The 19,088-nt window shown below is 72.4% G+C and carries 17 protein-coding genes; 7 read left to right on the top strand and 10 right to left on the bottom strand.

The features are described from left to right. The first annotated feature begins 47 nt into the window (after positions 1–47). Positions 48–1,457 carry a metallophosphoesterase gene (locus ACFXOA_RS05680; RefSeq protein WP_385023142.1) on the top strand — a complete coding sequence of 470 codons (1,410 nt, stop codon included), beginning with the start codon at positions 48–50 and terminating at the stop codon, positions 1,455–1,457. A 25-nt stretch (positions 1,458–1,482) separates the two neighbouring features. On the opposite strand, the gene ACFXOA_RS05675 is transcribed toward ACFXOA_RS05680, so the two are convergent. From ACFXOA_RS05675 to ACFXOA_RS05645, 7 genes are all read right to left on the bottom strand, one after another. Next, the gene (locus ACFXOA_RS05675) at positions 1,483–2,217 is read right to left on the bottom strand and encodes a TetR family transcriptional regulator (protein WP_385022959.1); all 735 of its coding nucleotides are present in this window, start codon (positions 2,215–2,217) and stop codon (positions 1,483–1,485) included. Positions 2,218–2,479: 262 nt separating this feature from the next. Beyond that, positions 2,480–3,061, bottom strand: coding sequence for a hypothetical protein (locus tag ACFXOA_RS05670; RefSeq protein ID WP_385022957.1), 582 nt, complete (start codon positions 3,059–3,061; stop codon positions 2,480–2,482). Between the two features lie 172 nt (positions 3,062–3,233). Further along, complete coding sequence (locus ACFXOA_RS05665; protein WP_385022955.1) at positions 3,234–4,001, bottom strand: succinate dehydrogenase iron-sulfur subunit; 768 nt, start codon at positions 3,999–4,001, stop codon at positions 3,234–3,236. After that, positions 4,001–5,755 carry a succinate dehydrogenase flavoprotein subunit gene (gene sdhA / locus ACFXOA_RS05660; protein ID WP_385022953.1) on the bottom strand — a complete coding sequence of 585 codons (1,755 nt, stop codon included), beginning with the start codon at positions 5,753–5,755 and terminating at the stop codon, positions 4,001–4,003. The genes ACFXOA_RS05665 and sdhA overlap by 1 nt, the downstream gene beginning before the upstream one ends. Before the next feature lie 29 nt (positions 5,756–5,784). Beyond that, on the bottom strand, positions 5,785–6,267 hold the full coding sequence (locus tag ACFXOA_RS05655; protein WP_385022951.1) for a succinate dehydrogenase hydrophobic membrane anchor subunit: 483 nt from the start codon (positions 6,265–6,267) through the stop codon (positions 5,785–5,787). A 5-nt stretch (positions 6,268–6,272) separates the two neighbouring features. Then, positions 6,273–6,653, bottom strand: coding sequence for a succinate dehydrogenase, cytochrome b556 subunit (gene sdhC, locus ACFXOA_RS05650; RefSeq protein ID WP_385022949.1), 381 nt, complete (start codon positions 6,651–6,653; stop codon positions 6,273–6,275). A gap of 166 nt (positions 6,654–6,819) precedes the next feature. Further along, entirely contained in the window at positions 6,820–7,350 is a 531-nt protein-coding gene (locus ACFXOA_RS05645; RefSeq protein ID WP_385022947.1) for a 2-oxo-4-hydroxy-4-carboxy-5-ureidoimidazoline decarboxylase, read from the bottom strand. 398 nt (positions 7,351–7,748) lie between these two features. On the opposite strand from ACFXOA_RS05645, the gene ACFXOA_RS05640 reads away from it, so the two are divergent. The 3 genes from ACFXOA_RS05640 (at position 7,749) to ACFXOA_RS05630 (ending at position 10,974) form a co-directional block, all read left to right on the top strand. Beyond that, entirely contained in the window at positions 7,749–9,326 is a 1,578-nt protein-coding gene (locus ACFXOA_RS05640; RefSeq protein WP_385022945.1) for a family 20 glycosylhydrolase, read from the top strand. Between the two features lie 383 nt (positions 9,327–9,709). Further along, a complete protein-coding gene (locus ACFXOA_RS05635; protein ID WP_385022943.1) occupies positions 9,710–10,201 on the top strand; it encodes a hypothetical protein in 492 nt (163 codons plus the stop codon). 143 nt (positions 10,202–10,344) lie between these two features. Further along, positions 10,345–10,974: a hypothetical protein gene (locus ACFXOA_RS05630; protein ID WP_385022941.1), complete on the top strand. Its 630-nt coding sequence runs from the start codon at positions 10,345–10,347 to the stop codon at positions 10,972–10,974. A gap of 57 nt (positions 10,975–11,031) precedes the next feature. On the opposite strand, the gene ACFXOA_RS05625 is transcribed toward ACFXOA_RS05630, so the two are convergent. Together ACFXOA_RS05625 and ACFXOA_RS05620 are read right to left on the bottom strand one after the other, a co-directional pair. Further along, positions 11,032–12,036 carry a peptidoglycan-binding protein gene (locus ACFXOA_RS05625; protein ID WP_385022939.1) on the bottom strand — a complete coding sequence of 335 codons (1,005 nt, stop codon included), beginning with the start codon at positions 12,034–12,036 and terminating at the stop codon, positions 11,032–11,034. Positions 12,037–12,340: 304 nt separating this feature from the next. Then, positions 12,341–13,351 carry an Lrp/AsnC family transcriptional regulator gene (locus ACFXOA_RS05620; protein WP_385022937.1) on the bottom strand — a complete coding sequence of 337 codons (1,011 nt, stop codon included), beginning with the start codon at positions 13,349–13,351 and terminating at the stop codon, positions 12,341–12,343. A 598-nt stretch (positions 13,352–13,949) separates the two neighbouring features. Here ACFXOA_RS05620 and ACFXOA_RS05615 point away from each other — a divergent pair. The 3 genes from ACFXOA_RS05615 to ACFXOA_RS05605 all read left to right on the top strand — a co-directional run bounded on the left by ACFXOA_RS05615 (position 13,950) and on the right by ACFXOA_RS05605 (position 17,625). Next, positions 13,950–15,500, top strand: coding sequence for an MFS transporter (locus ACFXOA_RS05615; RefSeq protein WP_385023140.1), 1,551 nt, complete (start codon positions 13,950–13,952; stop codon positions 15,498–15,500). A gap of 374 nt (positions 15,501–15,874) precedes the next feature. Beyond that, positions 15,875–16,555 (top strand): RNA polymerase sigma factor, encoded by a 681-nt coding sequence (locus ACFXOA_RS05610; protein WP_385022936.1) that lies wholly within the window; start codon positions 15,875–15,877, stop codon positions 16,553–16,555. Beyond that, positions 16,555–17,625, top strand: coding sequence for a hypothetical protein (locus ACFXOA_RS05605; RefSeq protein ID WP_385022934.1), 1,071 nt, complete (start codon positions 16,555–16,557; stop codon positions 17,623–17,625). The genes ACFXOA_RS05610 and ACFXOA_RS05605 overlap by 1 nt, the downstream gene beginning before the upstream one ends. Before the next feature lie 326 nt (positions 17,626–17,951). Here the strand turns inward: ACFXOA_RS05605 and ACFXOA_RS05600 are convergent, their stop codons facing one another. Next, positions 17,952–18,839 (bottom strand): L,D-transpeptidase family protein, encoded by an 888-nt coding sequence (locus ACFXOA_RS05600; protein ID WP_385022932.1) that lies wholly within the window; start codon positions 18,837–18,839, stop codon positions 17,952–17,954. Between the last annotated feature and the right edge of the window lie 249 nt (positions 18,840–19,088).

Below are 19,088 nucleotides of genomic sequence, written 5' to 3'. Positions count from 1 at the left end.
CAGGAGCGTACGGGAGGGTTCGTGACGGCGGGGGAGCGTACGTGATCGTGGTCTTCGTGCTCGTGCTGATCGTGGTGCTCGCGCTGCTCGCGGGCGTCCACCGGTACCTCTGGCGACGGCTGATCGGCGACACGACGCGCAAGGGCGGGCTCGCTCGCCGTGCCGGTACCGTCGCCGCCTTCCTGCTGCCGCTGCTGACCCTGGGGGCCTTCGTGTCCTCCCGCGCGGGGGTTCCCTTCCCGGTGCAGCAGGTGCTCGCCTGGCCGGGCTACCTGTGGCTGGCGGCCCTGCTCTACCTGACACTCGCCCTGCTCGCCGGAGAGGCCGTCCGCCCCCTGCTGCTCAGAGCGCTCGCCCGCCGGACCACGGCCGCCCACCCCGGCCCCGGCGAGGACGCCGCACGGACCACGGCCGCCCACCCCGGCCCCGCCGAGGAGGACGCCACTCCCGCGGAGCGCACCCGGGCGGAGGGGGATGCCACACGCACCTCTGCCGCGGCGGACGCCACGTCCGGCGGGCGCGCCGGGCAGGCCACGGGCACCACCGCCGCGGGAACGCCCGCGGCCGGTGCCGCCCTCACCCGTACGGATGATGTGCCGGCCCCCGGTACCCCCGCCCAGTCCCTCACCGAGCGGTCGCGCCGGCTGTTCGTCGCCCGAGCCGTCGGAGGGGCGGCGGCGCTCGCCGGGCTCGGCACCGTCGGCTACGGCACCTACGGGGTCCTCCGCGGCCCGCGCGTCAAGCGGGTAACCGTCCCGCTCGCCGGACTGCCGCGCTCCGCCCACCGCTTCCGGATCGCCGTGGTCAGCGACATCCACCTCGGCCCGATCCTGGGGCGCGCCCACACCCGGCGCATCGTCGACACCATCAACGCGACCGACCCCGATCTGGTGGCCGTGGTCGGGGACCTGGTGGACGGTTCCGTCGCCGACCTCGGTTCCGCGGCCGAGCCGCTCGCGCGGCTGCGGGCCCGGCACGGGAGTTACTTCGTCACCGGGAACCACGAGTACTTCTCGGGCGCGGCGCAGTGGGTCGACCACGTGCGTGAGCTGGGGCTGCACCCACTGGAGAACGCCCGTGTCGAGATCGCGGGCTTCGACCTCGCCGGGGTGAACGACGTGGCGGGCGAGAGCGAGGGGCAGGGGCCCGACTTCGCCCGCGCGCTCGGCGACCGGGACCGCTCCCGCGCCTCGGTCCTCCTCGCCCACCAGCCCGTCGTCATCGACGACGCAGTCGAGTACGGGGTCGGACTCCAGCTCTCCGGGCACACCCACGGAGGGCAGCTCTGGCCGGGGAACCTGGTGGCGGAGCTGGCCAACCCGACCGTCGCAGGGCTGGAACGCTACGGCGACACCCAGCTGTACGTCTCGCGGGGCGCGGGCGCCTGGGGGCCGCCGGTGCGGGTCGGCGCGCCCTCCGACATCACCGTGGTCGAGCTGGCCTCCCCGCAGGCCTGAGCCACCGTCCGGCGGCCCCGCACCGTCAGCTCGCCCCGCCGTCCCGCGCGCGGGGCGGCCGGGCGCCGGAAGGCGGCGCTCCCGGCATGAACTCCACCAGTACGTCGTGGATCTGCCGCACGAGCGGTCGCAGCACCCGGAAGCGGGACAGGGCGATGGCGCGGGCGGCGATCGGGGCGGTGCGCTCGACGAGCCGTCGGCTGCGCTCGGTGTCCTGCGACCGGTCGTAGACCCAGAAGAGCACCAGCCCCATGTGCATCAGCCACATCAGCTGTGGGAGCAGGGCGGCCAGTTCCGGGTCGGCCTTGGCCGAGGAGCCCGACAGGCAGCGTTCGTGCACCGAGACGACCGCCTCGCGGGCCGCCGCCGAGTCCTCGGAGAAGGGGGAGAGCGGACTGTCCGGGTCCGCGGCGTTCTTGAAGAACTGCGCGGCGAAGCGGTGGTACGGCCACGCGACGTCCAGCCAGGTCAGCAGTACCCCCCGCATGCGTACGCCGAGGTCCACGTCCCCGGCGAGCACGGGCTGGACCGCGGCCTCGTGCTCGGCGGCGAGACGGTCGTAGAAGCCCTGGACCAGGTGCTCCTTCGACGAGAAGTAGTAGTAGGCGTTCCCGACGGAGACGCCGGCCTCCTGGGCGATCGCCCGCATCGTCGTCCGGTCGTACCCGCGCTCCTCGAAGAGCCGGAGCGCGGTCTCCAGGATCAGTGCGCGGGTTTGCTCGCTCTTCGGCGCCTTCGCCGTCTTCTCGTCCTTCGGCACGCCGACCAGGTTAACGGGGTGCCGCGTGCGGCCCGGGCGAGCCCATGGCTCCTCGGAGGACCGCCCGCGGCGCGTCGGGGCCGGACCGGCACCGGCGAGTGCCCCGGCCCCCACCTGGCGGCGGCCCCGTCCACGCCGGAGCGGACGCGTACGGAGGACCGGGACGGGGCCGGAGCGCGGGCGTACGGGGTTCCGCCCGCGCACGGTCCGCGGCCGCCACGACGACCGCGGGGCGCGGGGCGCGGGCGTGGCACCCCTCGGGTCAGGCGCTCATCGAACGCGCGGTGTTGACCTGCGCCATGACCCACTGGAAGGTCTCGGGACCCGTGGCCGGGATCATCGTCTGGTGGTGCCGGCCGCCGCTCGTGACGGTGACCTGCACGAAGCCGGTGGTGCGCTTCTCCTTCATCAGGAGGAAGAGCAGACCGATCAGGCAGAACAGCGCGAAGACGATCGCCAGCACGATGCCCACGGTCGGGATCTTCTCCTCGGTCCGCGACATGTCGGTCGCGGTCCACACCGCGCCCTTGAGCGGCAGGGTGCCCGACGGGGTGACGATGCCGTCGTTCATCACGGTGATGTCGCCGAGTGCGAGCATCGGCGTGCCGCCGTGCGGAGCCGGCAGGTTGAAGCCCGGCTGGGTCGGCTGTCCGGCCGGCCCCGGGTAGCCGTAGCCGGGACCGGGCGTGGCCGCGGACTCGGGCAGCGGCTGGGGATAGCCGTAGGCGGGCGTCGCGCCCGGATAGCCGTAGCCCTGTCCGTCCGGCATCGTGGGCGGGTTGCCCTGCGGCTGGGGCGGGCCCCACTTGTACGAGTCGTCCGCGTACGGATTCGGATCGCTCACAGCGCCCCCGTTCATCGAGCCATCTGCTCCCGGGCCGTGTCCGGGCCGGGAGAGCCGAGCCGGTCGATGGCTCCGCACGACCGTACCGTTCCTGCCCCCACGCACGCAGCAGGAGGCCCCGCTTTCCGCAACGGACCGTGCGGAAAGCGGGGCCTCCTGGGCGACGCGTGCGTCAGAAGCGGCGGGTGATCAGGGCCCGCTTCACTTCCTGGATCGCCTTGGTGACCTCGATGCCACGGGGGCAGGCGTCCGTGCAGTTGAACGTCGTGCGGCAACGCCACACACCGTCACGGTCGTTGAGGATCTCCAGGCGCTGCTCACCGGCCTCGTCACGCGAGTCGAAGATGAAGCGGTGCGCGTTGACGATCGCCGCCGGGCCGAAGTACTGGCCGTCGTTCCAGAACACCGGGCACGAGGACGTGCACGCGGCGCACAGGATGCACTTGGTGGTGTCGTCGAAGCGCTCGCGGTCCTCGGGGGACTGCAGGCGCTCGCGGGTCGGCTCGTTCCCCTTAGTGACGAGGAAGGGCATGACATCGCGGTAGGCCTGGAAGAACGGGTCCATGTCGACCACGAGGTCCTTGAGGACCGTGAGGCCCTTGATGGCCTCGACCGTGATCGGCTTCTCCGGGTTGATGTCCTTGATCAGCGTCTTGCAGGCGAGCCTGTTCTTGCCGTTGATCCGCATCGCGTCGGAGCCGCAGATGCCGTGCGCGCAGGAACGGCGGAACGTCAGGGTGCCGTCCAGCTCCCACTTGATCTTGTGAAGGGCGTCGAGCACACGCTCCTTCGGGTCGATCGAGATCTGGAAGTCCTGCCACTGGACCTCGTCGGAGACCTCGGGGTTGAAGCGGCGGATCCGGAACGTCGCCGTGATGTACGGGGTGTCGGCGAAGCCCGCCTCGGCCTCGCCGGTCTTGTCCAGGGTCGGGGTAGCCATCAGTACTTACGCTCCATCGGCTGGTAGCGGGTCGTGACGACCGGCTTGTAGTCGAGCCGGATCGACTCGGTGCCGTCGTCCGCGACCTCGCGGTACGCCATGGTGTGGCGCATGAAGTTGACGTCGTCGCGGTTGGGGTAGTCCTCGCGGTAGTGACCGCCGCGGGACTCCTTGCGGGCCAGCGCGGAGGTCGCCATGACCTCGGCCAGGTCGAGCAGGTTGCCCAGCTCGATGGCCTCCAGCAGGTCGGTGTTGAACCGCTTGCCCTTGTCCTGGATGGACACGTTGAGGTAGCGGCCCCGCAGCTCGGCGATCTTCTCGACCGCCGTCTTGATGGTCTGCTCGGTGCGGAACACCATCACGTTGGCGTCCATGCACTCCTGCAGCTCCAGGCGCAGCGCGGCGACGCGCTCGGTGCCGGTCGAGTTGCGGAGCCGCTCGACCTGGTCCTGGACCAGCTGGGCCGGGTTCTCGGGAAGCTCGACGAAGTCGTGCTTCGCGGCATACTCGGCGGCGGCGATGCCCGAGCGGCGTCCGAAGACGTTGATGTCGAGCAGCGAGTTGGTGCCCAGGCGGTTGGCGCCGTGCACGGAGACACAGGCGACCTCGCCGGCGGCGTACAGGCCCGGGACGACGGTGGTGTTGTCGGCCAGCACCTCGCCCTCGACGTTGGTCGGGATGCCGCCCATGGCGTAGTGCGCGGTCGGCTGGATCGGGATCGGGTCCGTGTAGGGCTCGATGCCGAGGTACGTACGCGCGAACTCCGTGATGTCCGGGAGCTTGGCGTCCAGCTGCTCCGGCGGGAGGTGCGTGAGGTCGAGGTAGACGTGGTCGCCCTCGGGACCGCAGCCGCGGCCCTCACGGATCTCCGTGTAGATGGAGCGGGACACGACGTCACGGGACGCGAGGTCCTTCATGACCGGCGCGTACTTCTCCATGAAGCGCTCGCCGTCCTTGTTGCGGAGGATGCCGCCCTCACCGCGGGCGCCCTCCGTCAGCAGGATGCCCATGCGCCAGATGCCCGTCGGGTGGAACTGGAAGAACTCCATGTCCTCCAGCGGCAGGCCCCGGCGGTAGCAGGCGGCCTGGCCGTCACCGGTCAGGGTGTGCGCGTTCGACGTCACCTTGAAGAACTTGCCGGTGCCGCCCGAGGCGTAGATGACCGACTTCGCCTGGAAGACGTGGATCTCGCCGGTGGCCAGCTCGTAGGCGACGACGCCTGCGGACTTCTTGACGCCGTCCACCTCGACGACCAGCTGGTCCAGGACGTAGAACTCGTTGAAGAACTCCACGCCCTCCTTGACGCAGTTCTGGTACAGCGTCTGGAGGATCATGTGGCCGGTGCGGTCGCCCGAGTAGCAGGCGCGGCGCACGGGGGCCTCACCGTGGTTGCGGGAGTGACCGCCGAAACGGCGCTGGTCGATCTTGCCCTCGGGCGTGCGGCCGAACGGCAGGCCCATCTTCTCGAGGTCGAGGACGGCGTCGATGGCCTCCTTCGCGAGGATCTCGGCGGCGTCCTGGTCGACCAGGTAGTCGCCGCCCTTGATCGTGTCGAAGGTGTGCCACTCCCAGTTGTCCTCCTCCACGTTGGCCAGCGCGGCGGCCATGCCGCCCTGCGCGGCGCCCGTGTGGGAGCGGGTGGGGTAGAGCTTCGTCAGCACGGCGGTGCGGCTGCGCTTGGTCGACTCGATGGCCGCGCGCATGCCGGCGCCGCCGGCGCCGACGATGACGGTGTCGTACTTGTGGATCTGCATGGTTTCCTCTGGTCCCTCTGTCCCGGCGCCTAGCGGATGTTCGGGTCGAAGGTGAAGATCACCAGCGTGCCCAGCAGGACGGTGAACACCGTGGCGGTGTACAGGAGCATCTTCAGCCAGAAGCGGGTGTTGTCCCGTTCGGCGTAGTCGTTGATGACCGTACGGAGGCCGTTGGCGCCGTGGAGCATGGCCAGCCACAGCATCGCCAGGTCCCAGACCTGCCAGAACGGCGAGGCCCAGCGGCCGGCGACGAAGGCGAAGCCGATCTTGGACACGCCGCCGTCGAGCACCAGCTGGATGAGCAGGTGGCCGATGACCAGGACGACCAGCACGATGCCCGACAGGCGCATGAAGAGCCAGGCGTACATCTCGAAGTTGGTGCGCGAGCCCTTGGGGGTCTTGGCCGTGCGCTGACGCGGGGGCTCGATGACGGGCGCCGGGTTGTCGGCGTCGAAGAGGCTCACGGCCTCGACGTCACCGATGGCCGACGACGAAGGAGTCTCGGTGGACATTGGCCTCAGCTCCCGAAGACTTCACGTACGGCGTGGCCGAGGACGGGGTACAGCGCCCCGGCCATCAGCACGATCCAGATGCCGAGGACGGTCCACAGCATCTGCTTCTGATAGCGCGCGCCCTTGGCCCAGAAGTCCACGGCGACGATACGGAGACCGTTCAGCGCGTGGAAGAGGATCGCGGCCACCAGGCCGTACTCGAGCAGAGCGACGATCGGGGTCTTGTAGGTGGCCACGACGTCGTCGTACGCCTCGGGGGAGACACGCACGAGAGCGGTGTCCAGGACGTGTACGAACAGGAAGAAGAAAATGAGGACACCGGTGACTCGATGAGCCACCCAGGACCACATGCCTTCCCGGCCGCGGTACAGCGTTCCAGCCGGCACGGAAGAACCCTCCGGGAGCGGGGATTGGGGTCGGCCGGCTTGACTGTCGGTCTGACCCGGCCGGGTACGGTCCACCGGCCCTGGCCATCGTAGCGACGCTTTGTCGGTTCCATCGCGGCGGGGCCTGCGGTGTGATCAAAGCGGCAGTCAAACAGGCACGGACGGGCTACCGGGGGTCATATGCCGCAGAGCGGCGCTGCCCGGCGACCCGGCCCGCCCGGGCGACCAGGTCGACGATGCGGCCGCGGGCGAGGCGTCGCATCTCCTCCGCGGTCAGTGAACGCTCCTCGTCCGGCTCGTGCGCCAGCCGGGTGCGGATGGCGGCCAGCACCTGGTCCACGTGCTGCGAGGGGCGCAGGCCGTCCAGGCAGATCACGAAGGCGTGACCGAAACGGCTCTCGTACGCGGCGTGCGCGGCGCGAAGCGCGAGGTGGGCGGCGCGGGGCGCGTCGTGGTGAAGGCAGGGCGCACTCTCCGCGGCGAGAGCCTCGGAGAGATCGGCGTGCCCGAGGTCGTACCCCGCCTCGTCGGCGGCCGCGAGCAGGGTCTCCAGGTCGGGAAAGGGGCGGTGTGCCGCCATCCGCTGCGCCCAGCGCACGCTGCCGCAGCACTCCAGGAGGGCGGCCTCCGCCGCCTCCCGCGGCCAGCCGTTGAAGGCGCCGAGGCCGTTCGAGTGGGCACCGGGGCCGGTCCTCACGGAGACTGGTTCCGGAACGGGGCCCTCCGCGAGGGCCTCCCGGAGGGCCGGGGCGGTGCTCCGGTTCTGGACGGGAACGGTCGTCGGGCCGACCTGCTGCGGTTTCGGCAGGCCGGCACGGGATTCGCTGGACCTGGACAGCGGGACTCCTCGGACGAATGACTTCTGTGCCCCTGGAGAGGGGTCTGGGAGCGGCGAGGTTGCCTGTGCGGCTGAGGAGGACGTTTCCTCCGTGCCGCCACGGTAACGAGACCCGGCGTCCAGCAGTCGACGGATGCGAGAAGTTCACCCGGACGAGAGGATTTCGGAACGGTTGCTGGACGAATTCGGCGGGGGAATTGCCCGACTTTCCCATCTTCTCTGAACTGTTTCACCCCCGATCCGGAGGTTTCTGACCGATGTCGTCCTCACGTGCGCCTCTGATGGCAGGCTCGGCCCTGGTGGCCGCGGCGGTCACCCTCACCGTCGCCTGCTCCGGACCCGACACCGGGAACGGCGCGTCGGCCTCCCGCGCGACCGCCGCACCCTCACCCTCCCGGAGCTACCCGCTCTCCTCGGACCCGCGGACCATACCCGCGGTGCGCGAACACACCCCGGCGCGCGGACCGGGCTGGAAGCCGGGCGAGGACAGCGGGGTCGTCGCGGCGGACCCGGAGCTCGCCGACGAGGCGAAGCTGCTCGCGAAGGAACTCGGGATCGACTACCGGGGTGAGACGTCACCGCGGTCCGGCGACGTCCAGCTGGCGATGGCGGACTCGGACAAGGGCGGTCAGGAGTCCTACACCCTGAGGACCACGGGGAACCGGGTCACGATCAGCGGCCCGGGCGAGGCCGGCGTCTTCTACGGGACCCGGACGCTCAAGCAGTCGCTCGCCGCGGACGGCACCATGCCCGAGGGCGTCGTACGCGACACCCCGGACCGGCCGCAGCGCGGGTTCAACCTCGACATCGCCCGCAAGTTCTACAGCGTGGAGTGGATCGAGGACAGGCTCCGTGAGATGGCCGACCTCAAGCTCAACCAGCTGGGTCTGCACTTCTCCGACGACCAGGCCTTCCGGATCGAGTCCGACACCCATCCCGAGGTGGTGTCCGAGCAGCACCTCACCAAGGCGGAGGTCCGCCGGATCCTGAAGCTCGCCCGGAGCCTGCACATCACGGTCGTCGGCGAGATCGACTCCCCGGGACACCTGGGCGCCGTGCTGAAGGCCCATCCCGACCTCCAGCTGCGCGACACGCAGGGCGTGGCGCGGCAGGGCGCGGTCGACATCTCGAAGGCGGAGTCCGCGAAGATCGTCGACGATCTGCTCGGCGAGTACGCCGAACTCTTCCCCGGCAAGTGGTTCCACGTGGGCGCGGACGAGTACCAGGCGCTCACCGTGAGCGACCCGGCGGCCTCGTTTCCGCAGCTGGCCTCCGCAGCCCGCGAGAAGTACGGCGACGACGCCACCATCGAGGACCTGTCGGAGGGCTGGCTGAACGACCGCGCCGCGGTGATCCGGAAGGCGGAGAAGACCCCCAAGGCGTGGAACGACGGCTTCTTCAGCGGCGGCCAGGTCACCGCGCACAAGGGCATCGAGGTCGAGTACTGGACGGGCAAGGAGATCGGCGCCCGGCCGCCCCAGGAGTACCTGGCCGAGGGCCGCAAGGTGATCAACCTCAACGACGAGTTCCTCTACTACGTGCTCGGCGAGCCCAACGACTTCACCTACCCGACCGGGGAGCGGATCTACGAGCAGTGGACCCCGTTCGTGCTGCGTGGCACCGAGCCGGTCCCCGAGCGCTACTCGAAGCAGATCCTCGGCGGGCGCTTCGCCGTCTGGGGCGACCTGCCGAACGCGCAGACCCAGGCACAGGTGGCCGAGGGCATCCGGATGCCGCTCAACGCGGTCTCCCAGAAGCTGTGGGACCCGGGTGAGCCGGAACTGAGCTGGACCGAGTTCAAGTCGCTGGCCGACAAGATCGACTCCTCCGGCTGACCGTTGCCCCGGTGAGCCGGAGCGGGTCCCGGCGACCAGGAGGACGTGCCCGTTGCGGTGACTCCCGATCCGCCGGACCGGGTTGCCGGCGCTGACCCGCGCGTGCCTCGTCCGACGGCGGCACGCCGCGGACCGTGCCGCTCACGAGGTCGCGGACGCGGAAGAGGGATTGGCCCGGTGGGCGACGAGCCCGGCGCGCGGCGGAGGCCGACCGGGCCGGAGTGGCCGTAGTGCTGCGCCGGGCAGCTCAGCGGCCCGGAGCCGCCCGTCGAGAGGCCGGACGCGGCCCGGCCGCCGTATCCGGCGCGGGTGCGGAAGTTCGCGCCCCGCTTCCCGCCGTGTCACGGGCAGAATGGTGGACCGGACCGCGGGGGGAGCAGGGCGTGGGTTTCTGGGGGCTTTACGTGGTGGGCCGCAGCGATGAGCCGCTCAAGGAGCATCCGGCGCTGCGTGACGCGCGGGAGCGGCTGACGCTGCGGGAGCACCGCGCAGGCGGCTGGCAGGTCTGGTCCCACCCCGTCGAGCCACCGCCCGGGAGCATGACCGCGCTCGCCGACGCGGCAGGTTCCCCTTTTCTCCTAGGCTCCGTCATGGACGGCTCCTGCGTCGCGGTCGAGGCGGCCGCGCCCCATGGCGGAACCTGGTACGCCTGCCTCGGCCGGGAGCCGATGTCTGAGCTGCTCGGCAGGGACGGCGCGACGCCGGAGGACCTCTTCCTGCCCCCCGAGGACGCGGCGGCGAGGGCGGTCGGCTGGGCGGCGGAATCCGGCCATGGAGTCCTCGAAGGGCCACTGCTCGAACTGCTCCGGGTCGAGCGGCCCGAGCAGTCCGCGGAGGAGCTTTTCTTCGCTTTCCTGGAACGTCTGGGCATCTAGACCCCGCTCCCCGGATCGCCGGGTGACCTGTCGTGTCCGCTGAGTGACGCTTTTCAGCCATTCGGCGCTGTACGCGGTAACGGGAAGGGGGCCTTCCCGTGGGCTTGCCTGTCCGGGGCCCGGGGACGGATGTGGAGGCGACGATGAGTCTGATGGAACTGCTCGCCCGTGCGGACGCGCGAGGTCTGGCCATGAGCGGGCTCGCCTGCCTGGACCGCTGCCTGCCCTCGCCGGAGCCAGGCGAACCGGAGCCGTTGCGCACGCTCCGGGCCGGATGCGCCGATCCGGCGGAGCGGGCCGACGGGGTGGCGTGGGCCGGCGGCGCGGACTGGGGCGCCCGCCTCGACGGCGCCCATGCCGCGCTGGCGGCTGCCGCGGGCGCCGACGACGCGGCGGCCCGGGTGCGCGCGCTGCTCGCCGACGCGCCCCGGGACCTCGCCGAGGGGCCGCTGCGCGGGTGGGCGGACGCCTGCTCGCTCCTCGCCCTGGACATCCACCGTGAGTACGACGCCCCCGGGGCCGCGGAGGCCTACGAGCGCTGCCGGGCGGAGGACGGCGTGGGGTGCGGCCCGCTCGTCACGGGCGAACTCCGCCGCCAGGCCGAGATCCTGGAGATCCTCGCGGAGTCCGCCGGGACCGCCGGGACGCCGGGCGCGGGGACCGGGGCGCGCCGGGTGGCCGACCTGACGACCGAGGGCCGGAGGGTGCTGCGCGCGGTGATGTCCCGCCGCGCACGTGGCCGTGCGCGGTCCGGTGACCTCTCCCCGGGGTGACGCCACCAGACCCGGCCCGTCGACGGCTCCGCGCGCCGCGCGCGGAGCCGCGTACCGTCAGCTGCCGACGAGGGCCTTCCAGGTGATGGGACCCACCGAGCCGTCCACCTCGAGTCCCTCGGACCTCTGGAAGCCGCGGGTCGCGCTGTCGGTCGCGGTGCCGAAGGAGCCGTCGACCACGAGGCCCGAGCCATGGGCGTTGAGCTGGGTCTGGGCGGCGCGCACCGCGTCGCCGGTGGCCCCCAGGTGGACCGTCCTGATCAGTGCGGACCAAGTGAGGGGGCCGATGACTCCGTCCACCTCCAGGCCGGCCGCGCTCTGGAAGGACCTGACCTTCGCGTAGGTGTCGCTCCCGAACGAGCCGTCCACGTCCAGGCCGTAGCCGCGGCCGCGCAGCAGGTACTGCGCGGTCCTCACGTCCGTGCCCGTCGCGCCCTGCTTCAGCACCGGCCAGGTCCCGGTGGACGGCGGGGGCGTCGGAGTGCTGCCGTCGGCGATGTTCACGGCCCGGTACGGCTTGTACTCGCTGCCCGAGTTCAGCCCGTAGGTGAGCGTGCGGTGGGTGGTGCCGTACGTGCCGCGCTGCTCGTAGGCCCAGTAGGAGCTGTGCGAGGAGTCGGTCCACTTCTCGAAGATCACGACATGACGGGTGGTGTTGCTGCCGGACGCGTCGATGAGCAGATCACCGGGCTTCAGGCCGCCCACGGTGATCGGTGTGGTCAGACTCCGGTTGCCCGCCAGCTCGACGGTGTTGGGGCCGGACTTCCACAGGCCGAGGGTCATCGAGACGTAGCCCGAGCAGTCCTGCCGGTAGCCGTCGCGCCAGACCGAGGTCTGGCTGTACGGCACCGGGCCGCCGTTGTTCGCGGTGAGCCAGGTCGCCGCGCGGCGCAGGACCTCCGCGCGGGAGACCTCCGGGTACGCCGCGGCGCTGAGCTGCTGCGTTGCGACGGCCTGGCCCGGTGCGGCGCTCGCGGGCTGGGTGCCGAGGAGGCCGGCGGCCGCGAAGGCCATGGCCACGCCGACGACGGCCGAGCGTGTGGTGCGGGAACTTCGTGCCACTGGTCCTCCTGCTGGGTGGTGGCCGGTGGCGGGCTCCCGGCCACGGTCATGGTCCGTGCGTGGGCGGTCCGTGCGTGCGGGGCCTGTGCGAGCGGGGCCTGCGCGTGCGCGGTCCGGCGGTGCGCGGTCTGTTCACGGGCGTTCTGTTCATGCGCGGTCGGTTCATGCGCGGTCGGTTCATGCGCGGTCTGTTCATGACATCCAGGCGTTCGGATCGTCCACGACGGTTGCGGGACGCGCTGATCCTTCACGGGTTCCGACCTTGTGGAGGACGGGACTCCGTGAGGGCCGCGCGGCCGCTTCGTCACCCGCCGGGCCAGTGCACCAGCCGCCCCTGGGTGATGAGCGAGGCCGCCTGCTTCAACTGCCGTACGCGGATGCTGACGGTGTAACCGTCGATGCCGGGGGTCGCGGCGAGGCCCGTCGTCAGGAAGCGGTAGAAGTCCTGCACATCGGTGCAGATCACGATGGCCATGAGGTTGTGCTCGCCGGCGAGGGCTCCGGCGAAGGCGACCTCCGGGTGGCGGACCAGGGCGGTGCCGGCCGGGTGGAGGCTCGCGGGCGCGGTACGCATCCACAGCGTGGCCTGGAGGTTCCAGCCGAGCCGCTCGGAGAGCAGGTCCACGTCGAAGTAGAGGGTCCCGGACTCCTCCAGGGTTTCGAGCCGGCGTGCGACCCGGTTGGCCGACCAGCCGGTGAGCTGGGCGAGCCGGGCGAGGCTCGCACGGCCGTCCTCCGCGAGGGCGGCCAGCAGGGGCGCGTCCTCCTCCTTCGGCGGTACCGGCGCCGAAGTGGGCCGGGGACCCATGCCGGAGGGTGTGCGGTGCGAGGTCAGCAGCGCCACCGCCTCCTCGCTCAGCGGTGGGCCGAAGCCGGTCCAGTGGGCCCAGGGCGCGGAGAAGGAGTGCAGCATGAGAGCCATGTCCACGCCGAGGACGCCTGACGAGCGCTGCAGGCGGCGCGGCAGCAGGTCGAGGCCGTGATCCTCGGCGATCGGCGCGTTGATGGTGCAGATGATCTCCGCGCCGCCGGAGGCCAGGTGCGCGTACGACACGTCGGGACGCCGGGTCAGGGCCTCCGCCACCGCGTCGATCCGGTCCGGGCGGCAGGTGATCCGCGCGATCCAGGCCGCCCGCCCGTGCACCTCCGGGTTCACCAGTCCCATGACGCGCACGACGCCGCGGCGCCGCAGCGCCTGGAAACGACGCGCCACCGTCTGCTCGGACACCCCGGCGACCTCGCCGATCAGGCGGAACGGCGCCCTGGGGGCGACCTGAAGGGAATGGAGGATCTGCGAGTCGACGGCGTCAATCATGGAGTGAATATCTCCTGATGCGGTTCCATGTGCCAGTTTCTACCGCCGCGACCGGCTGGAGTGGGCGGATCGCGGCGCCCTGACCGAGACTGTTCGGCGGAATCAGTCGCGGCCGGCCGTCGCGCGGAACGGCCAGGGCGAGGGAGCCCCGGAGCGGGCCCGGGTCGGAGGGTACGGACCCTGCGCCGCACGGCGTCGGAAGTGCCCTGCCGGGCGCTCGCCGTACGCCGTACCCGACTCGCAGCACGCGGCTCCGCCGCGGCAGCCGGGGCGGAGCGCGGCACCCCGCCCGCGCGTCCTGCTGACGGCGGGCCGACGCCGGGCTGATTCCGATCGGACGGACCATCGCACGCGCCCGTGAGGGCCGCGCGCGGTGAGGCCGTCGGGCCCGTGCCCGCGGACTTCCCGCGGGCGGGTGCCCCGGCGGTCCGGCTCGGCGTGCAGAAGTCGCCGGGCGGCCGGCCACGCAGCCTCATGCTCAGAAGGAGCTGTCCCCGTGCCCCACAACAGTCCGGCCACCGTGCCCGGCCAGGCCACCCCGCCCGGCGGCCCGGTGCCCGTGCGGCCGCCGTCCCCCCACCGGCGGGCCACCATCCTCATGGCCTGCATCGGGGTCTTCGTCGCCTATCTGCCGGTGACGACGGTGTCGGTGAGCCTCCCCGCCGTCCAGCAGGCGCTGGGCGCCTCGACCTCCGAACTGTCCTGGGTGTCGGACGCGTTCGTCCTGCCCATGGCCGCGTTCATCCTGACCGCGGGCGTGTTCGGTGACGTCCACGGACGCAAGAAGGTCTTCCTCGCGGGGCTGCTGCTGACGGCGGCCGGCGCGGCCACCTCGCTCGGCGCGGGCACCGTGCAGGCCGTGTGGATCGGGCAGGCGCTCTCCGGCCTCGGAGCCGCCGCCCTGCTGCCCACCACGCTCGCCCTCATCAGCCACGCCGTCCCGGACTTCAGGGAACGCGGCAAGTACATCGGCATCTGGGCGATGTGCCTGCTCGGAGCTCTCGCCTGCGGCGGACTCCTGGCCGGAACCGTGCTCTCCCACACCGAGTGGCGCTGGATCTTCGTCGCCCCCATCCCGGTGGCGCTGATCGCGTTCGCGATCGCCGTACGCCTCCTGGAGGACTCCCGGGCCCCGCACGGGCGGCGCCTCGACTGGCCGGGCCAGATCACCGCCGCACTCGCCATCACCGCGCTCGTCTACGGAGTCATCGAGGGCGGGGCCGGCTCCTTCGGTGAGACCGAGGTCCTGCTGGCGCTCGGCGTGGCCGTGATCAGCGGTCTCCTCTTCGCGCTCGTCGAACGACGCTCCGCGAGCCCCATGCTGGACCTGTCGCTCTTCCGCAGCCCGGGCTTCGCCGCGACCACGCTCGTCGCGATGGTGACGTTCATGGCGCTGATCGGCTTCTTCTTCGTCCTCAGCCTGTACTTCGGGATGGTCCAGCACCTCGACACGCTCGACGCCGCCTGGCGGATGCTGCTGGTGACCGGGGCGTCCCTCGTCGTCAGCGGCCCGGCCGGCCGGCTCATGCACCGGATCCCGGCACGGTTCATGATCACCACGGGGCTGCTGATGGTGACGGCGTCACTGCTGTTCCTGCTGGGCGCGGAGGCCGACACCTCCTTCGGGGCGCTGTCCTGGCGGCTGGTCCTGCTCGGTATCGGCATGGGCCTGGTCACCGCGCCGATGACCGCGACCGCCGTCAGTTCCGTCCCGCACCGGCTCGCCGGTATGGCGGCCGCGGGCAACAACGCGTTCCGGCAGGTGGGCGGAGCCCTCGGCCCCGCCGTCCTCGGCGCGCTGCTCACGAGCCGCGCCGTGAGCGCGCTGCCCGGTCACCTCGTCGAGGCCGGGGTGTCCGACGCCACCGGCGCCCGGGTCGAGGCGGCCGTGGAGGCCGGCGGAATCGGGGGCGCGGGCAGCGTCCCCATGGGTGCCGAGGCCGGACGGGTGTGGGCCGCCGTCGGGGATTCCTTCCTCGACGGCATGCACCTCTGCCTGGTCGTCGCCGCGGCGCTGACCTTCCTGGCCGCCGTGCTGGCCTTCTTCCTGCTGCGGGCCCCGCGCGGGGCCGCGGCCTCCGGCACGGTCGTGCGGGAGGGCGGAGCCGCCGAGGCCCAGTCCGGCCAGGTGACGCCCGCCGTCGGCTGACGCCGTTCCGGGGGCTCAGCCGCCGTCAGGGAGGCCGCTCCTCCTCGCGCACTCGCGAGGGGTGGCGGCCTCCGGCATGTCCGCGCCCGCGTACGGCGGTTCGGGCCGAGCCGGTGAGAGAGGGGAACGACGACCGGGGCCGCCACCCCCCACAGGAGAGGCCCCGGCCGTCTTCCACAGGGTCGCGAGCGACCCCGTACTCATCTCAGCGTCATGACCGCGCTTTCTGTCACACCGCACAGGGCCGAGTGGAAGTTGCAGGTTGGACAAGTCATGGACGAGGTACCACCCGAGCACGTAGCGTGCTGAGTCGCGCAGGGTGGCGCAGTAGCGGTGACCAGCTACGATTCGGATCAGCAGGGCGGGTTGAGGGAGTGCTGGGGGACGACGCGGAGCTGACCGCCGCGGTGCTCGCGGCGCAGGCGGGGGACGAGGACGCCTTCCGCACTGTGTACCGCGCCGTGCACCCACGGCTGCTGGGTTACATACGGACGCTGGTCGGTGACGCGGACGCCGAGGACGTGGCGTCCGAGTCCTGGCTGCAGATCGCGCGCGACCTCGGCCGGTTCAGCGGGGACGCCGACCGGTTCCGCGGGTGGGCGGCCCGGATAGCGCGCAACCGCTCGCTCGACCACATACGGATGAGGGGCAGGCGTCCGGCGATCGGCGGCGACGAGAGCGAGCTGGCGGGCGAGCCCGCCGAGTCCGACACGGCGGGCGAGGCCCTGGAGTCGCTTGCCACGGGGCGCGCCATGTCCCTGATCGCTCAACTGCCCCAGGACCAGGCCGAGGCGGTCGTACTGCGCGTGGTGGTCGGCCTCGACGCGAAGAGCGCGGCCAGGACCCTCGGGAAGCGTCCGGGCGCCGTCCGGACAGCGGCTCACCGAGGGCTGAAGCGGCTCGCCGAGATGGTCGGCGCCGATCATGGTACGGAGGAGGGGACTCCGGCGGCCCCGGAGCTGGGGGCGGTTCCCCAGCAACGCCCCGGCCGACAGGGCGCGGTGGCGCCCGCCGGTGTGACGCATTCGCGTCCGTGGACGCAGAAGGACATGTGATGGCCGACGAGCAACAGGCGTGGCTCGACGCGGAATTGGCGGAAAGGCTGCTCCGTGGCGAGTCCGTGGAGGCTGTCGACGACCACGCCGGCCAGGAGATCCGGCGCCTGGAGGCGGCGCTGCGGGTGCTGCGCACCCCCGGACCCGCAGGTGGTGAACTGCCGGGTGAGGCAGCGGTCATGGCCGCGTTCCGGGAGGCCCCCCGAGGCGCCCGGCGGCCGGATGCGGCGGTCTCGGAGACCGGTACCGGGCAGCCGGAAGCCCTGCACACCGTGCGGATCGGGGTGGCGCCCACGGCCCCGGTCAGGCGGCGGTCCCGATGGACCCGTCCGGTGCGGTACGGGCTCGCCGTGTCGATCGCGGGGTGCGCGCTCGGCGGGGTGGCGGTCGCCGCCGGTACGGGCATGCTCCCCGCGCCCTTCGGCGGTCACGGCTCGCCCGCTCCCGCCACGTCGGTGTCGGCGGCGGCGTCCCCCGAGGAACTCGGCGTCGAGGTCCCGGACCCCGTGGCCCCGTCGCCGCCGCCCTCCGCCCCCTCCGGAGCGCCCGACTCCTCCAGGGCCCCCGGGCGCGGGGCCGACGGGGCCGGGGGCGGCGCGCCGACAGGGCCGGGGCCGGGCGACGACACGGCGACCGGCCGCCAGGACCCCGGCCGTGGCGCGGCCCCTGAGGGCGCGCCGGACACCGGCACGAAGCCGGGGGGCGCCGCCGAGGCGTACCGGAGGTCACTGGCCGCCTGCCGCGCCTATCGTGCGGACACCCTGAGCCGGGAGGAGGAGCGCCGGCTCCTCGTGTTGGCCGGGGGCAGGCGGAACCTGGACCGCTTCTGCGACCGCATGCTGGGGCCCGGCGACGGGGACGGCGAGGGCGGCCGGGACGACGGGAAGGGCAACGGCGGCGACGACGGGGAGAACGGCGGGAAGGACGGCGGGGAGGGCGGGGGCGCACTGCCCTCGATCACCTTCAGCACGCCGTCCCCCGGGAGTCCGCAGGACGCGTCGGGTCAGGACGGAGACGTCCCCGAGCCGGCGGCTGGGCACATGCCCGCACTCGTGTCAGTAACGCCCTGACCTGGGCAGACGCGGTTCCTGTAACGCTATCGCGCGATCCGGCGCAGTACTGAGTGCCGACTGGTCATCGGCCGCGCAACGAGCCGGGGTTCCCCCCGTACCTTCGGCTCGGCGCAACCCGGCGCGGGTGGGACACGTTCCCCCGGTCCCGCCCGCGCCCCTTTCCCGTCCGGCCCCGGTGGACGAGCGGACGACTCGTGGACGCCCCGCCCGGACGACTGCTCGGCTGACGACCAGGGGCCGGCTCGGCGGGCGCCCGGACGACTGCCCGGCTGACGCCCGGGCGACGATCCGGTGGGCGGCTCGGCTGACGCCCGGGGGACGGCTCAGTGGACGACCACCTTGTCGCCCTCGCGCACCTGGGCGTAGAGCGAGGCGATCTTCCCCTCGTCGCGGACGTTCACGCAGCCGTGCGAGGCACCGGTGTAGCCGCGGGCCGCGAAGTCGGAGGAGTAGTGCACCGCCTGACCGCCGCTGAAGAACATGGCGTACGGCATGGGGGAGTCGTACAGGGTCGAGACGTGGTGCCGGGACTTCCAGTACACCGAGAAGGCACCCTCACGGGTCGGCGTGTACTGCGAGCCGAACCGCACGTCCATCGACATCAGGACCCGCCCGTCGACCATCCAGGACAGGGTGCGGCTGTTCTTGCTGATGCACATCACCCGGCCCGTGAGGCAGCGCGGGTCCGGCTTCGCCACCGGCAGGGTGGTCGGCGGGTCGAGCTCCATCGCCGTCGGCTCCCGTGTCATCGCGAGCAGCCGGTCCCAGGTGACGGCGTCGGTCCTGCCCGTCCTGTCCAGGCCCCGCTTGCCCTGGAAGGAGCGCACGGAGGCTTCGGTGACCGTGCCGTAGTAACCCGTCGGGCTGCGGTCGAAGTGCCCGATCTGGCGCAGTCTCGCCTGGAGTTCCCGGACCTGTCCGCCCCGGTCGCCGGGTGACATCAGCGTGCGGGCCTCCGGATCAGGCCGCACGCTCGGTGCGGGCGAGGGGGCGGCGGTGGGACCGGTCCCGTCCCCGCCGGCCTTGGCGTCGTCCGCGGGGCGGGTCACCGGCTTCGCGGTGGCGGCTCCCGTACCCGTCCCGGGTCCGGCGGTTCCCGTCGTCTCCACCTTGCACCCCGCGGTGAGTGTGGCGAGCGCGAGCACACCGAGGGCGGCGGCCGCCACCGGACGCATCCCGCGCGAACGCCCGTTCTTCCGTACGCGTCCCATCCACTGCCCCCTGGATCCGCCTCACCGGCGTCCGGCCGCGCCGGTCGTCCCCGCGCGGCCCGGACATCTCATCCGGACACCTCATGGGACGGATTCCCGCTCCGCCCGGTTGCCGAATCCCCGCACGGGAAGGAGCCTCCGCGTCCGTGCGCGCCCCGCTGTGAGGAACCTCCCAGCACGGGTCCCCCGCAGGGGCGCGCGCCCCGGCTAGAGTCCGGCGCGAGGGTGTTACCGCGAAGTAGCCTGTAC

It is taken from the genome of Streptomyces sp. NPDC059166 (assembly GCF_042755185.1).
GTDB lineage: Bacteria > Actinomycetota > Actinomycetes > Streptomycetales > Streptomycetaceae > Streptomyces.
The sequence above is the reverse complement of the archived record's forward strand: the minus strand, read 5'-3'. Positions and strand labels throughout refer to the sequence as shown.

Coding starts and splice junctions, on each gene's coding strand:
- ACFXOA_RS05620 (WP_385022937.1), bottom strand. CDS start 13,351: ATGATTGACGCCGTCGACTCGCAGATCCTCCATTCCCTTCAGGTCGCC.
- ACFXOA_RS05615 (WP_385023140.1), top strand. CDS start 13,950: ATGGCCTGCATCGGGGTCTTCGTCGCCTATCTGCCGGTGACGACGGTG.
- ACFXOA_RS05640 (WP_385022945.1), top strand. CDS start 7,749: ATGTCGTCCTCACGTGCGCCTCTGATGGCAGGCTCGGCCCTGGTGGCC.
- ACFXOA_RS05630 (WP_385022941.1), top strand. CDS start 10,345: ATGAGTCTGATGGAACTGCTCGCCCGTGCGGACGCGCGAGGTCTGGCC.
- ACFXOA_RS05605 (WP_385022934.1), top strand. CDS start 16,555: ATGGCCGACGAGCAACAGGCGTGGCTCGACGCGGAATTGGCGGAAAGG.
- ACFXOA_RS05665 (WP_385022955.1), bottom strand. CDS start 4,001: ATGGCTACCCCGACCCTGGACAAGACCGGCGAGGCCGAGGCGGGCTTC.
- sdhA (WP_385022953.1), bottom strand. CDS start 5,755: ATGCAGATCCACAAGTACGACACCGTCATCGTCGGCGCCGGCGGCGCC.
- ACFXOA_RS05655 (WP_385022951.1), bottom strand. CDS start 6,267: ATGTCCACCGAGACTCCTTCGTCGTCGGCCATCGGTGACGTCGAGGCC.
- ACFXOA_RS05600 (WP_385022932.1), bottom strand. CDS start 18,839: ATGGGACGCGTACGGAAGAACGGGCGTTCGCGCGGGATGCGTCCGGTG.